The organism is Sorangium sp. So ce117 (assembly GCF_051524395.1).
In the GTDB taxonomy this organism is placed as follows: Bacteria; Myxococcota_A; Polyangia; order Polyangiales; family Polyangiaceae; genus Sorangium; species Sorangium cellulosum_B.
In genome coordinates this window covers 10,871,705-10,885,581 of record NZ_CP150309.1, presented here as the reverse complement: position 1 = coordinate 10,885,581, position 13,877 = coordinate 10,871,705, and the positions used below count along the sequence as shown (strand labels likewise).

At 70.6% G+C, this 13,877-nt stretch carries 11 protein-coding genes; 5 read left to right on the top strand and 6 right to left on the bottom strand.

The features are described from left to right. The first annotated feature begins 190 nt into the window (after positions 1-190). The 4 genes from WMF46_RS40805 (at position 191) to WMF46_RS40790 (ending at position 5,801) form a co-directional block, all read left to right on the top strand. Positions 191-1,183, top strand: a complete 993-nt coding sequence (locus WMF46_RS40805) for a serine/threonine-protein kinase (RefSeq protein WP_437545866.1) — start codon at positions 191-193, stop codon at positions 1,181-1,183. Further along, entirely contained in the window at positions 1,180-2,550 is a 1,371-nt protein-coding gene (locus WMF46_RS40800) for a serine/threonine-protein kinase (RefSeq protein ID WP_437982159.1), read from the top strand. Before WMF46_RS40805 ends, WMF46_RS40800 begins: the two co-directional genes overlap by 4 nt. A gap of 61 nt (positions 2,551-2,611) precedes the next feature. Continuing rightward, positions 2,612-3,595 (top strand): hypothetical protein, encoded by a 984-nt coding sequence (locus WMF46_RS40795; protein ID WP_437982158.1) that lies wholly within the window; start codon positions 2,612-2,614, stop codon positions 3,593-3,595. Positions 3,596-3,683: 88 nt separating this feature from the next. Further along, complete coding sequence (locus WMF46_RS40790) at positions 3,684-5,801, top strand: ATP-dependent helicase (protein ID WP_437904797.1); 2,118 nt, start codon at positions 3,684-3,686, stop codon at positions 5,799-5,801. Positions 5,802-5,828: 27 nt separating this feature from the next. Here WMF46_RS40790 and WMF46_RS40785 read toward each other — a convergent pair whose 3' ends face one another. Further along, entirely contained in the window at positions 5,829-7,493 is a 1,665-nt protein-coding gene (locus tag WMF46_RS40785; RefSeq protein ID WP_437982157.1) for a nitrite/sulfite reductase, read from the bottom strand. Between the two features lie 85 nt (positions 7,494-7,578). Here WMF46_RS40785 and WMF46_RS40780 point away from each other — a divergent pair, with 85 nt between their 5' ends. Continuing rightward, entirely contained in the window at positions 7,579-8,775 is a 1,197-nt protein-coding gene (locus tag WMF46_RS40780; protein ID WP_437545856.1) for a trans-sulfuration enzyme family protein, read from the top strand. A gap of 31 nt (positions 8,776-8,806) precedes the next feature. Here WMF46_RS40780 and WMF46_RS40775 read toward each other — a convergent pair whose 3' ends face one another. The 5 genes from WMF46_RS40775 to ctaD form a co-directional block, all read right to left on the bottom strand. Then, positions 8,807-9,370, bottom strand: a complete 564-nt coding sequence (locus tag WMF46_RS40775; RefSeq protein ID WP_437982156.1) for a response regulator transcription factor — start codon at positions 9,368-9,370, stop codon at positions 8,807-8,809. 7 nt (positions 9,371-9,377) lie between these two features. Next, the gene (locus tag WMF46_RS40770) at positions 9,378-10,850 is read right to left on the bottom strand and encodes a sensor histidine kinase (RefSeq protein ID WP_437982155.1); all 1,473 of its coding nucleotides are present in this window, start codon (positions 10,848-10,850) and stop codon (positions 9,378-9,380) included. Positions 10,851-11,043: 193 nt separating this feature from the next. Beyond that, a complete protein-coding gene (locus WMF46_RS40765) occupies positions 11,044-11,541 on the bottom strand; it encodes a cytochrome C oxidase subunit IV family protein (RefSeq protein ID WP_437982154.1) in 498 nt (165 codons plus the stop codon). Between the two features lie 15 nt (positions 11,542-11,556). Beyond that, complete coding sequence (locus WMF46_RS40760; RefSeq protein ID WP_437982153.1) at positions 11,557-12,243, bottom strand: cytochrome c oxidase subunit 3 family protein; 687 nt, start codon at positions 12,241-12,243, stop codon at positions 11,557-11,559. Beyond that, a complete protein-coding gene (gene ctaD, locus WMF46_RS40755; RefSeq protein ID WP_437982152.1) occupies positions 12,240-13,877 on the bottom strand; it encodes a cytochrome c oxidase subunit I in 1,638 nt (545 codons plus the stop codon). Before ctaD ends, WMF46_RS40760 begins: the two co-directional genes overlap by 4 nt.

Sequence of the window (13,877 nt, the reverse complement as noted above, 5' to 3'; positions counted from 1 at the left end):
CGAAGGCCGCGCGCCCCTTGTGCAGCCCTGAACGGCCCGCAGCGCGCCCCACTGCACATCCGTTGATTGCGCGTTTTTTGATGATCTGAGCGGTTTGTTCGCGCAACTTCTGCCACGAGAGCGACGATTCCCTTCCCGAACGAAGGCGCCGGCGCTCCGCCGCGCGCCCCCGCGAGGGAGGTCGACGGACATGGTGCAAAAGAAAGACGGACAGCCGCTGCCGGGGACTTCCTACCGTGTGCTCCGTCGGATCGGGGCAGGCTCGTGCTCGGAGGTCTTCGAGGTGACCGGGCGCCGCGGCCAGCTGCGCGCGCTCAAGCTGCTCCGCGCCATGCACGAGGGGTCGAGCGAGATCGGAGCGCGCCTTGTCCAGGAGGGGCGCGCTCTCTCGACGCTGAGCCATCCCCACATCGTGAAGGTCGAGGAGGTCGGCGTGACGAGCGACGGCCGGCCCTTCCTCGTCATGCCGCGCCTCTTCGGCGAGACGATGCGCGAGCGGCTCGACGCGCGCGGACCGCTCGCGACGCCCACCGCCGTGCACATCGCCATCCAGGTGCTCGGCGGGCTCGCGGCGACGCACCGCGCTGGCATCGTCCACCGCGACATCAAGCCGGCGAACGTCTTCCTCGCGCAAGCGAGCTGCGCCGAGCAGGGCGTTGCCGATCTGGAGAGCGCGCCCGGTGTGCCCGAGGCCGAGCACGCCGTGCTCATCGACTTCGGCATCGCGAAGGTGAGCCGCGAGGGGCTGGAGCCGTCGACGGGCTCGAACGTCCTCGGCACGCCGCGCTACCTGTCGCCCGAGCAGATCCGCGGCGAGGAGGTCGACGCTCGCACCGACGTGTACGCGGTGGGCCTCCTGCTCTTTGAGGCGATCACCGGGCGCGGTCCGTTTCCGGTTGTCGACTCGATGGCGGTGATGCGGGCGCACCTCAACACACCGGCGCCGCGGCTTCGCTCGCTCCTCTGGGTGCCTCCGGCGCTCGATCACGCCGTCGCGCGCGCGCTCGAGAAGGATCCTGGGCTCCGCTGGCAGACGGCGGACGCGATGGCCGCGGCGCTCGCGGAGGCGCTGGGCGAAGGCGGGGGCAAGGAGACGCCGGCTCACGGCGGAGCGGGGCGCGCCGCGCCGCCGGACGGCGAGCGCAGCGCGCGGGCGCACCTCGCGGTCGGAGAGGCGCGATGAGCGGCGCGTCCGCCGAGTGCTCCGGGGCGCGCACGCTGCTCTACGCGCGCGGGGTGTCGCTCGCGCCGAGGGTGCCTTTCGCGCGGTCGCTCCGCGCGAAAGGCGAGGGCGAGCCGTCCGAAGGCGCGTGGCCGCTCCGCGCGCTGGGTGAGGGAGAGCCGCTCCCCGGCACACCCTATGTCGTGCTGCGCCTGCTCGGTCAGGGCGGCATGGGCGAGGTGTACGAGGTCGAGCACCGGGCGCTCGGTCGCCGGTTCGCGGTGAAGGTGCTGCACCGCAGCCACGCCGGCCGCAGCGATCTCTCTGCGCGCCTGCGCGCCGAGGCGCGCTCGATCGCTCGCCTGCGCCACCCGGGTCTCCCCGACGTGTTCGATCTCGGCGTGACCGACGGTGGCCGCCCCTACTTCGCCATGGAGCTCCTCGAAGGGCGCGATCTCCGGACCGAGCTCGCGCGCCTCGGCGTGGTCGCGGTTCCGACCGCGCTCGACCTGGTCCTGCAGGCCCTGTCCGCGCTGTCGCTCGCGCACGCGGCGGGCATCGTCCACCGCGATCTCAAGCTCGAGAACCTGTTCCTCTGCGACGACGGCACGCTCAAGGTCCTCGACTTCGGCGTCGCGAAGCTCCTCCACGCCAGCGCCTCGCTGACCGCCCCGGACGCCGTCATCGGCACACCCAGGACGATGGCGCCCGAGCAGTGTGCCGCCCAGCCGATCGATCCGCGCGCGGATATCTATGCGATGGGCCTCGTCCTCTACGAGCTCGTCGCCGGGCGAGGCCCCTTCGACGAGCTGCGCGGCCGGGGTGACGCGCTCCGCGTCGCTCACTGCGAGCAGGAGCCTCCTCCTCCGTCGCGCTTCGCGCCGCAGCCGATCCCGGCGGCGCTCGAGCAGCTGATCCTGCGCGCGCTCGCGAAGGCGCCCGAGCATCGCTTCCAGACGGCCGCCGACATGGAAGCCGCTGTGCGCCGAGTGCACGTCCGGTTGCACGAGGGATCGCCCTCGAGCGCCGGGCCGGTGGTCAGCGCGACCGCGCTCACCCCGACCGCGGCCGACGCCGTCGCGGCCTGCACGCCTGTGCGCGGCGAGGTGCCCGCCGAGCTGCTTCGCCGACCGCTGCTCGCCGCGTCGGCCGGCGCCGCGCGCCTCTCGCGCCGCCCGAGGGCGCGCTCGACGCGGCGCGCACCTCCGGCGCGGCCCGTCGCCCGTGCGGCGTCGCGCGCCTCCGCGCTCGCCGTCTGCGCGCTCGCCGTCGCGTCGGCCGCGCTCGGGCTCGCGCTCGCGCAGCGCTGGATCGCGGCGAGTGAACCCCCCGCGCCCGCGCCGCCGTCCGCGCACGCCGGGGCGCAGGCGCGCTCGGCTGTAAGGTAGCCTCGTCGCGCCCGTTCTCTGGTCGACACCGCAAATGCGGAGTGGAGGGACCATGAACCGGATGCGACGAATCGGGCTGGCTTGTTTGGCGATATCGCTCCTCGCGGGCACCGCCGGCTGCGGCGGCAGCACAGCGGCCCGGCCGGCGGATTCCACGGCAAAGGGGGGACGCGCGATCACGGGCGCTCCCGAGCCCTCCGGCGCACAGGGGTTCCAGGACGGCGCCGCGTTCGACGAGCCGGGCGCGCCCGCCGCGCCGCCGTCGCCCGACGCCTCGCCCGCGGCGCCTGCGGCCGAGATCGAGCGGCCCTCCGCCACGGGCGGCGCCTCGCGCGCCGAGGGGGCCGCGCGCAAGGCGCCGAGCAGCCAGGTCGCGCCCGAGCCCATCGATCGCCCGGGCCTCGGCACCGAGTGGGGTGAGACGCGCGTGTCGCGCATCTCGACCGCGCCGTTCGTCCGGGCCGACGTCAACCGCCCCTTCGTCGTCGCGAGCCTGTTCTACAACGACGCCGAGGGCGCCCGCGCCATGGCGAGCGCGTCCGGCTTCCGCCGCACGTCGCCGCAGGCGTTCACGCTGGCCGGCGGCGCCGTCGCGGTCGGGCTCCGCGGCGAGGGCGGCGGCTTCCTGAGCGGCTTCGTCGCCGGCGAGAAGAGCCACGTCATCGGCGAGGCCGGCCAGCGCTACAGCATCGTGCTGCGCAACCTCACGCCGACCCGGATCGAGTGCGTCGTCTCCGTCGACGGCCTCGACGTCATGGACGGCCAGGCCGCGACGTTCAGCAAGCGCGGTTACCTGATCGATCCCCACGGCGAGCTCGAGATCGACGGCTTCCGCCAGTCCGTCGACACGGTCGCCGCGTTCCGCTTCGGCTCGGTCCGCGGCTCCTATGCGAACCAGAAGCACGGCGACACGAGGAACGTCGGCGTGATCGGCGTGGCCCTCTTCAACGAGCGCGGGACGGCGCCCTGGACGTTCGACGAGGTCCAGCGCCGCCGGGAGGCAAACCCGTTCCCTGGGCAGTTCGCCACGCCGCCCGGCATCTGAGCCTTTCCAGGGGGCATCTCGCGCCTCCTCCGCGCTCCGACAAAATCAAGCTCCCGCTCCGCCGCGCGCCGGGCTAGGCCACGGCACGGTGTCGGACTTATTGAACCCGTCTCAACGTGCGGCCGTCGAGCACGAGCTCGGGCCAATGCTGGTGCTCGCCGGCGCAGGCTCCGGCAAGACGCGTGTGGTGACCACGCGGATCGCCCGCCTTCTCGATCGCGGCATCCCGGCGCGCTCCATGTTGGCGATGACCTTCACCAACAAGGCCGCCGCCGAGATGCACGAGCGCGTCGGCAAGCTCGTCGGCTCCAAGGTCGCGCGCGAGCTCAAGGTGTGCACCTTCCACCGCTTCGGGCTCGACGTCCTCGGCGCGGAGACCCGCGCCCTCGGCCTGCGCGGCGGCTCCTTCGCCATCTTCGACCAGTCCGACGCCCTGGGGGTCATCCGCGAGATCCTCCGCGAGCTCCGCGCCGGCAAGAGCTACGACGTCAGCGCGATCCTCTCGCGCATCTCGAACGCCAAGAACGCGTTCCTCGACGCCGAGACCTGGGCCGAGGCGCAGCGGCAGGGCAAGGGAATCGACGAGTACGACGAGATCTCGATGCTCGTGTACCCGCGCTACATGGCGGCGCTGCGCTCGTTCCAGGCGTTCGACTTCGACGATCTCATCTGCGAGGTGGTCCGCCTCTGGCAGACGCGCGCCGACGTCCTCGAGCGCTGGCGGATGCGCTACCGCTTCGTGATCGTCGACGAGTACCAGGACACGAACCGCGCGCAGCTGGAGCTCCTGCGCCTGCTCTGCGGCGAGCACCGCAACGTGGTGGTCGTCGGCGACGACGACCAGTCGATCTACGCCTGGCGCGGCGCCGACGTGCGCAACATCCTCGATTTCGAGGAGCACTTCTCCGGCGCGAAGGTCGTCAAGCTCGAGCACAACTACCGCTCCCGCAAGCCGATCCTCGACGTCGCGAACGCGGTGCTCGCCAAGTCCGGCGCCCGGCGGCACAAGAAGTCGCTCATCGCCACCCGGCTGGAGGGCGACAAGGTGCGGTCCATCATCTGCGTGGACCCCGACGTCGAGGCGAGCTTCGTGGCCACGGAGGCGCAGCGCCTCCTGGAGCGGGAGGCCGCGCGGCCGAAGGACATCGCCGTGCTGTACCGCTCGAACCTCCAGGCGGCCGCGATCGAGTCGGCCCTCAAGGAGCGGCAGATCCCGATCAGGATGATCGGCGGCCAGCAGTTCTTCGAGCGCAAGGAGGTCAAGGACCTCATCGCCTACCTCCGCGTCGCGCTCAACCCGGGCGACGAGATGTGCCTGCGGCGCATCCTGAACTACCCGGCGCGGGGCATCGGCGACGTCGCGGTGGCCAAGCTCGGCGCCTACGCGACGGCGCACGACGCGTCGCTCTGGACGGCGGTGTCGCGGCCGCACGCCGTCCACGAGCTGACCGCCGCCGCCATCGAGGGCTGCCGCCAGCTGCTCCGGATCATCGAGGCCACGCGCGCGCGGTTCGAGCGCGGCGAGCCCTCCGCGGAGGTCGCCCGCGCGCTCCTCGCCGACGCCGGCTTCAAGGAAGACATCATGGCCGGCTCGTCCACGGCCAACGCCGCGGCGCGCCGCTGGGGCAACATCGAGGGCCTGCTCAACGTCTTCGCGCGCCGCGACGAGAAGGGGAAGGGGGACCGCGCGAGCTTCGCCGAGTTCCTGCGGCTGCTCGCCCTGCGGCAGGACTCGGAGGAAGAGGAGGCCACCGATCGGGTGACGCTCACCACGATGCACGGCGCGAAGGGGCTCGAGTTCCCGTACGTGTTCGTGATCGGCCTGGAGGAGGGGCTGATGCCTCACCAGCGCAGCCTCGACGAGCGCGCCACGGACGCCGCGCCGAGCGGCGCGGAGGGCGGCGACACGGGCGGCCACAGCATCGAGGAGGAGCGGCGGCTCTTCTACGTCGCGGTCACGCGGGCCCGCGATCGGCTCTACCTCACGCGGGCGAAGCACCGCGGCTCGCGCGGCAAGATGGTGCCGAGGACGCCGAGCCGGTTCATGCTCGAGATCCCCCCCGAGCTCATCGAGGAGCGCGAGGAGCTCGCGCCGGTCGCTCCGGGGATGGAGAAGGTGAAGGCAGGCGCGGCCGGCGTGCTGGCCGCGCTGTCGATGAACCCGTTCGCCGGGGATCCCCCCCTCATCCCGCGCCGCCGCAGCTGAGCGGGGCGCGGGACGGCGGGGGCTCGGTCAGACGGCGCCCTCGGCGGCGGCGAAGCCGGCGCGGGTGATCTCCTGCACGCCCTTGCGCGTGACGAAGTCGCGGAAGCTCTCGCCCTCGGCGCGGCCGGCCATGTAGAAGCGCGCGATCGCGGCGATGACCTTGGGCGTCTCCTCCTCGGGGATGCGGCCGTCGAGGCGCTCGCCGATGCGCGCGCTCGGGCCGCAGCAGCCGCCCACGCGGAGCGAGTAGTGCGGGCGCTCGACGCCGTCCTTGCCCTTCACCATCAGGCCCGTCATCCCGATGTCCGCGACGTGGTGCTGACCGCACGAGTTCGGGCACCCCGAGATCTTGATGTCGAACTCGCCGAGCGAGCTGACGAAGTCCTCGGTTTCCTGGCGGCTGCCGTTCGGCACCAGGTGATCCCGGATGCGCGTGCCGACCTCCATGCTCTTCGTGATCGCGAGCGTGCAGTAATCGCCGCCGGGGCAGGTCACCACGTCCGTGATGTGCCCCGCGTCCGCCTCGGCGAGGCCGATCTGCGAGAGCTCGCGGTGCAGGCCGAGGATCTTCGCCTCCGGCACCCAGCGCAGCACGAAGTTCTGCGTGTTCGTCGCCCGCACCTCGCCGTTGCCGAAGCGACGGGAGATGTCGGCCAGGCGCTTCAGCTGCTCGCCCGTGATGTCGCCGAGCGGCAGCTTGACGGTGGCCACCCGGTAGCCGGGCTGCTTCTGCGGGATCGTGTTGGTCCGCTTCCAGCGCGCGAAGGCGCCGTCGCCGAGCGTCTCCCGCGACGGCTCGAGCGGGGGCGGGTCGCTCTCCCGGTACTCGGAGACGTACCGCACCACGTCGGCCGCGAGCGCCTCGCCCCGCGCCGCCTTGATGCGATCGAACTCCTCGTCCAGCCTGCGCAGGAACTCGGCCTCGCCGATCTTGCGGAGCAGGAACTTGAGCCGCGCCTTCTTCCGGTTCTTTCGCTCGCCGTCCCGGAAGAACACGCTGACCACCGCCTCGCACGCCGGCAGCAGATCGGCGATCGGGATGAACTCCCGCCAGAGGTGGGCGACCTCGGGCGTCGAGCCGAGCCCGCCCGCCACGTAGATGGCGAAGCCCTGGCCGAGATCGCCGACCTTGGCCAGGAGGCCGACGTCGTTGATCATGATCTGCGCGTGATCGCGCGCGCTGCCCGACAGGCCCACCTTGAACTTTCGCGGCATCCGCCGGTTGTGCTCGTGGAAGAGGAAATGCTCGGTGACCGCGTGCGCGTAGGGCGTCACATCGAACACCTCGTCCTCGACCACGCCCGCGAGGTGCGATGCGGTCACGTTGCGGACGGTGTCGGCGCATGCGCCGACCGCCGTCACGCCCGCGCGCACGAGCGTGCGCTGCAGGTCGATGGTCTCCTCGATCTCCAGGTAGTGCAGCTGGATGTCCTGGCGTGTTGTGACGTGCGCTAGCCCGCGACCCCACCGCTCGGTCACTTCCGCGAGGGCTTCGAGCTGCTCTGCAGTCAGCTGTCCGCCAGGGATCTTGATGCGTTGCATGTGCTTCACGTGCGCGAGCTGCGCGTAGACACCCATGGCCAGCCGTAGAGGACGGAACTGGTCGGGGGTCAGCTCACCACGTTTGAATTTGGCGACGTTCTCGGCGTGTACGTCGATGGCCGCCGCAAGGCGCTCGACTCGTTGCGACATATCCGATGGTATTCCCTATATTTCCGACGCGTCAAGTGCGACAATTATCACCGCCGGTTCCACGAGGTATCCAGCCCCCAGCACCATGAAGACCGCTCTGCCGAACTCGACCGAAGCCGTGCATGCGGGCGTACTCCGCCAGCGCCCCTCCCACACCCTCGCGCCTGCGATCGCGCAGACGGCGACCTATACCTTTGCGAACACGGCGGACCTCGAGCGCTATTTCGCCGGAGGCGACGCGGATCCCGAGCGGCAGGAGTACGGCCGTTACGGCAATCCCACCGTGCGCGAGGTCGAGCAGCGCATCGCGGCGCTCGACCGCGCCGAGGACGCCCTGCTCTTCGCGAGCGGGATGGCGGCGGTGACGACCACGGCGTTCGCGCTCCTCAAGGCGGGCGACCACGTCATCCTGTTCCGCGACGTGTACCGACGCACGCGGCAGTTCGTGATCAACGTGCTCTCCCGGCTCGGCGTCGAGCACACGCTGATCGACCCGGGCGCGTTCGATCAGCTCGAGGCGGCGATCCGGCCGCGGACCCGCTTCGCGCTCAGCGAGTCGCCGACGAACCCCTATCTCCACTGTATCGACCTGTCCCGCTTCGCCGAGATCTGCAAGAAGGCGCGGGTGAAGACGGTCGTCGACGCGACGTTCGCGACCCCCTGCAACTCCGACCCGATCGGCCGCGGCATCGACCTCGTGGTCCACAGCGCCAGCAAGTACCTGTCCGGCCACAACGACGTCCTGGGCGGCGCGGTCTCCGGATCGAGCGCGCTGATCTCGCTGATCCGCGACATGCGGAGCGTCCTTGGGGGCATCATGGATCCCCACGCCGCGGCGCTGATCGGGCGCGGGATGAAGACGCTCGCGCTCCGCATCGAGCGGCAGAACGCGACCGGGCTCGCCGTGGCGCGCGCGCTCGAGGCGCACCCCGCGGTGGAGCGGGTGTTCTACCCGGGGCTCCCGTCGCACCCGGATCACAAGGTCGCGGCCGAGCAGATGCGCGGCTTCGGCGGCGTGGTGAGCTTCACCGTGCGCGGCGGGCGAGAGGCGGCCTCGCGCGTGGTGGATGGGACGCGCATCGCCGCGATCGCCCCGAGCTTCGGCGGCGTGGAGACGCTCATCGAGCAGCCCTGCATCATGAGCTTCCACGAGCTCAGCGACGAGCAGCTCGCGGCGATCGGCATCTCCCCCGCGCTGATCCGCCTGTCGGTCGGCATCGAGGAGACCGAGGACGTCGTGAGGGACGTCCTTGGCGCGCTCGACGCGCTCGGCAAAGCCTAGCCTCGGCCCGCCCGGGAAGGCCGGCGCGCGGCTAGCCGCCGAGCTTCTTCAGCTTCCGCTGCAGCGTCCGCCGGTCGATCCCGAGCAGCTTCGCCGCGGTGGCCACCACGCCGCCCGACTCCCGCAGCGCGGCGCGGATCGCCTCGCGCTCGAGATCGTCGAGCTTCAGGCTCCCCGGCGGCGGCGTCGGCGCCGCCGAGGCCGAGGCCGAGGGCGGGGGCCGCTGGCGCTCCCGGAGGGTCGCGGCCTCGCGCAGCAGCTTGTCCGCGTCGATGGGCTTGCTGAGCAGCGTGTCGGCGCCCTCGCGCATCGCCGCCACCGCGAGCGGGATGTCCCCGAACCCGGTCAGCATCACGATCGCCGCGTCGGGCTGCAGCTTGCGGTACTGGGCGAGCGCGCTGAGCCCGTCGCCGCGCGGCATGCGGTAGTCGATGACCACGAGGTCCACCGGCTCGTACTCGAGCGCCACGAGCCCCTCGTCGATCGTCGCCGCCGTCCTCGCCACGACCCCGCGGCGGCGCAGCGCGCCCTGCAGGGTGGTGCGGAACGCGTCGTCGTCGTCCACGAGGAGCGCCGTCTCGATCCGTCGCGTCATCTTCACCTCAGGCGGCCCCGGAGCGCTTCAGCGCGCCGGGCAGATCCGCGTCCATGGGGCCCGTGCTCCCGTCGAGGCGGAGGCGCAAGGTCGCCTTCGCGCCGCCGGTCTCGACGCTCTCCATGCGCAGCACCGCGTTCATGCGGGAGGCCATCATCGAGCTGATGTAGAGCCCGAGCCCCATGCCTCCCTGCTCCATCTTCGTCGTCTGGAACGGCTCCCCGAGCCGCCCGGCGATGTCGGGGTTGAGCCCCGGCCCGTTGTCGGAGACCGCGATCTCGCAGACGTCGCCGCGCTCGACGACGCTCACCTCGATCCGCTGCTCGGCCGAGTCGGCCGTCGCCTCGGCGGCGTTGGCGAGCAGGTTGACGAGCACCTGGCAGAGCGCCGGCCGCAGCACGTCCGCCTGCACCAGCCGCGGCGTGTCGAACGCGAGCTCGCCGCGGTAGCCGAGCCGCGCGAGCTCGACCTTCGCCAGGTCGCGCACGAAGCGGGTGAGCTCGAGCGGCTCCAGCCGCTGATCGAGCCGGATCTGGCCGCGCATCAGCCCGATGATGTCGCTCGCGCGCCGCGCCTCGCCGGCCACGGTCTCGGCCATGCGCGCGGCGTCCTCGGAGCCCGTCTCGCGCGCCACGTCGACGAGGTCCTTGCTCGCGAGGAGGATCGTCGCGAGCGGCGTGCTGAGCTCGTGCGACATCCCGCCGACCATGCGCCCGAGCATCGCCAGCCGCTCGTTCCGCTGGCTCTGCTGCCGGAGCTCCTCGAGCCTGTGCGCGTAGACGACGACGAAGAAGCCGAGGAACAGCGTCAGCGACGTGAGCGACACGAGGTCGCCGAGCCGCCGGATGCGCTCGCCGCCGAGCGGCGCCGCGTCGAGCGGCAGCGGCGTCGCGTACGTGAGCACGGCGATCGCGGCCAGCGTCAACAGGCCCACGAGCACGGTCGTGCGCCGCGGGCAGAGGAGGCCGGAGAGGGCGATGTGGAAGGCGAGGAAGACGGCGAAGGGGTTCGCCAGCCCGCCCGAGAACCAGAGCATCCAGGCGTTCGCGATCACGTCGCCCACGAGCTGGGCGCGCGCGTGATCCTGCGCGGGCTCGCGCGCCGACGGCTCGCCCCCGTCCGGCCGGCGCGCGCGCCCGACCCGGATGGTCCAGGCGACGTTGGCCGCCGCGATCGCGGCGATGCCGACGATCAGCGGAGCGAGCCCGAGGTCGGGGACGAGCTTCCTGCCCGCGACCGTGGTCGCGATCATCCCCGCGATCGCCCCCCACCGCAGCTGGATCAGCCACCTGTCGGCGGTGTCCCAGGAGGGGGGCTTCGGCCCGGAGAGCAGGACAGCGAGCCGCCGGCGCGCCGCAGGGGGCGCGCTGCTCTTGGCGGGGTCGTGCCCGGCGTCAAGCGACCATGGCTGAAAGGAGGATTGCATCCGCGCGCGGACAGGGGGGCTTTCCAGGGCGTGGTCGAGGCGTCCGGCGTCCATCCCGGAGCAACCTTCCGACGTTGCCTTGCATCCGCTCCCTTGTACCGCGCACGAAAGCCGCGAGCACGCGCGAGGTGCGCCCCGGCCCACATCCGGGGGGTGTCAGGAAAAACCCCAGCGAATACCGTGACTTGGAATTGTTGGCTGGGTTACGTTCGGCCTCGCGCCGGCGGGGCGCTCGGCCCCGGGCCGGTCACTTGGCCTCTTCGGCTCCGTTGCCGTGCGCGCCGTGCGCGGGCGGCGGCGGCGCCTTGTGCGCCCGCTTCATCCTCCAGTCGTCGGCGGCGCGCTTGCCGTCGAACGGCGCCTTGATGTCCGCCGGCCGCTCGGCCTCGATCCCCTCGGCCCGGCCGCGGTTGGCCGTGTCGAACATGGTGAAGCCGATGAAGATCGCCAGGAAGATGAGCGACGACGCGAAGATCAGGGCGTGGAACTTATGGTCCCACTTGAGGTGCATGAAGATGAGCGCCACGACGCCCGCCTTCGCCGTCGCGATGAGGATCGCGATCGCCAGGTTGGCCGCGCCGAGGTCGACGTAGCTCGCGCCCACGGTGACGACCGTGAGCACGAGCAGCGCGAGCCACGTGGCGATGTAGACCTTGAGCGGCAGGACGTGAGGCACGTGGTCTGCGCCGTGGCCATGGCCGTGCCCGTGCCCGTGCGCGCCAGCTGCTTCTGCGTGTGTCGACATGCTGTCCTCTAGGCCTCAGCCCACCAAGTAGAGCAGGGGGAAGAGATAGATCCAGATGAGGTCGACGAGGTGCCAGTACAGCCCCACCCCTTCGACCGGCGAGTAGTAACGGCTCGAGAACTCACCGCGCAGGTTGCGGATGAGGATCCACGTGATGAGCGCCATCCCGATGACGACGTGCAGCCCGTGGATGCCCGTCATCATGAAGTAGATGGCGAAGAACGTCCCCGCGTGGGCCGTGGTGAAGCCCTGGGCGGTGAAGTACTTCCCGGGCAGGAGGCCGTCGTGGAACTTGTGCTGGTACTCGAAGTACTTGATCACAAGGAACACGGCCGCGCAGAGCAGGGTCACCACGAGCAGCCGGGTGGTGGTCTTCTTGTCGCTCCTCTGCGCAGACCGGACGGCGAGCGCCATCGTCAGGCTGGAACAGATGAGCACGATCGTGTTGATGCCTCCCATCACCTTGTCGAGGTGATGGTGGGCTTCCACGAACGAGTCGAAGAACCAGCCCCGGAAGATGGCGAACGCGCAGAACAGCCCACCGAAGAGCAGGATCTCCGTGACCAGGAAGAGCCAGATGCCCATCCTGCCGGCGTCGAACTGCGTGTCGGCGGAATCGAAATGATGGGCGACGTGGAAGTCGGGGGACAGGGCCGTGCCTGCCTTGTTCGGCCGGTCGGCGGCCTCGGCGTGCGCGCTCATGCGTTCTCCGTGTCGAAGTCGTAGGCGCCCTTGGTCACGACCGGGGTGCGGACGAAGTTCTCGGTGATGGGCGGGGAGGCGGTTGTCCACTCGAGGCTGAGCCCGCCCCAGGGGTTCGCCGGCGCCGGAGCGCCGGAGCGCAGCGACTTGATGAAGCAGATGATCATCACGAGGAAGCCGAGGCCCAGGATCCACGAGCCCACGGTCGAGAAGGCGTGCAGCGGCTGGAACTGGTCCAGGTAGTTGTAATAGCGGCGCGGCATCCCGCGGCTACCGAGGACGAACTGCGAGAAGAACGTGACGTTGAAGCCGATGAAGACCAGCACGCAGGAGATCGACGCGAGCCGCTCCGAGTACATCTTGCCCGTGATCTTGGGCCACCAGTGGTGGAGCCCGCCGATGTAGGCGATGACGGTGCCGCCGACCATCACGTAGTGGAAGTGCGCGACCACGAAGTACGTGTCGTGCAGGTGCAGATCGACGCTGAGCATCCCGAGGAAGACGCCGGTGAGCCCGCCGATCGAGAAGAGGATGAGGAACGACAGCGCGTACAGCATCGGCGCGCTGTAGCTGATGGAGCCGCGCCACAGCGTCGCGATCCAGTTGAAGACCTTCACGCCGCTGGGGATGGCGACGAGGAAGGTCAGGAACGAGAACATGATCGCCGCGAACTCGCTCTGGCCGGAGGTGAACATGTGGTGGCCCCACACGAGGAAGCCGACCAGGGCGATGGCGACGCTGGAGAACGCGATCGCCTTGTAGCCGAAGACCCTGCGCCGCGCGTGGACCGAGATGAGCTCGCTGATGATGCCCATGCCCGGCAGGATCATGATGTAGACGGCCGGGTGGCTGTAGAACCAGAAGAAGTGCTGGTAGAGCACCGGGTCGCCGCCGAGCGCCGGGTCGAAGATGCCGATGTGGAACGCGCGCTCCGCGATGAGCAGGAGGAGCGTGATGCCGAGGACCGGCGTGGCGAGGATCTGGACGATGCTGGTCGCGTAGATCGCCCAGAGCATGAGCGGCATCTTGTACCAGCCCATCCCGGGCGCCCGGAGCTTGTGCATCGTGACGATGAAGTTCAGCCCAGTGAGCACGCTGGAGAAGCCCAGGATGAACACGCCGAACGTGACGCTCAGGACCGACGTCGTGGTCACCGTGCTCGAGTACGGCACGTAGAACGTCCAGCCGGTGTCGATGCCGCCCGTGACGAGCGACGACAGCGTGAAGAGCGCGCCGATCCAGTAGAGGTACAGGCTGAGGAGGTTCAGCTTGGGGAAGGCGACATCCTTCGCGCCGATCATGATCGGCAGCAGGAAGTTGCCGAGCGCGCCGGGGATGCTCGGGATGATGAACAGGAAGGTCATCACCGCGCCGTGGAGCGTGAACATCTGGTTGTAGGTGTTCGCGCTCATCAGCGTCTCCTTCGGCGTCAGCAACTCGAGCCGGAGGACGAGCGCGAACACCCCGCCCATCGCGAACGCGATGAACGTGCTGATGAGGTACATCAGGCCGATCCGCTTGTGATCGACCGTGGTGAGCCACGACATGATCCCGCTCTGGGCCCGGATGTAGTCCGTTCCGTGGCCGCCGGCGGGTGCCGTATTGACGTCGAGGGTTGTTACGGTCTGCGACAT

Coding starts and splice junctions, on each gene's coding strand:
- WMF46_RS40795 (WP_437982158.1), top strand. CDS start 2,612: ATGCGACGAATCGGGCTGGCTTGTTTGGCGATATCGCTCCTCGCGGGC.
- WMF46_RS40765 (WP_437982154.1), bottom strand. CDS start 11,541: ATGTCGACACACGCAGAAGCAGCTGGCGCGCACGGGCACGGGCACGGC.
- WMF46_RS40775 (WP_437982156.1), bottom strand. CDS start 9,370: ATGACGCGACGGATCGAGACGGCGCTCCTCGTGGACGACGACGACGCG.
- WMF46_RS40800 (WP_437982159.1), top strand. CDS start 1,180: ATGAGCGGCGCGTCCGCCGAGTGCTCCGGGGCGCGCACGCTGCTCTAC.
- WMF46_RS40785 (WP_437982157.1), bottom strand. CDS start 7,493: ATGTCGCAACGAGTCGAGCGCCTTGCGGCGGCCATCGACGTACACGCC.
- WMF46_RS40805 (WP_437545866.1), top strand. CDS start 191: ATGGTGCAAAAGAAAGACGGACAGCCGCTGCCGGGGACTTCCTACCGT.
- WMF46_RS40770 (WP_437982155.1), bottom strand. CDS start 10,850: ATGGACGCCGGACGCCTCGACCACGCCCTGGAAAGCCCCCCTGTCCGC.
- WMF46_RS40760 (WP_437982153.1), bottom strand. CDS start 12,243: ATGAGCGCGCACGCCGAGGCCGCCGACCGGCCGAACAAGGCAGGCACG.
- WMF46_RS40780 (WP_437545856.1), top strand. CDS start 7,579: ATGAAGACCGCTCTGCCGAACTCGACCGAAGCCGTGCATGCGGGCGTA.
- ctaD (WP_437982152.1), bottom strand. CDS start 13,877: ATGTCGCAGACCGTAACAACCCTCGACGTCAATACGGCACCCGCCGGC.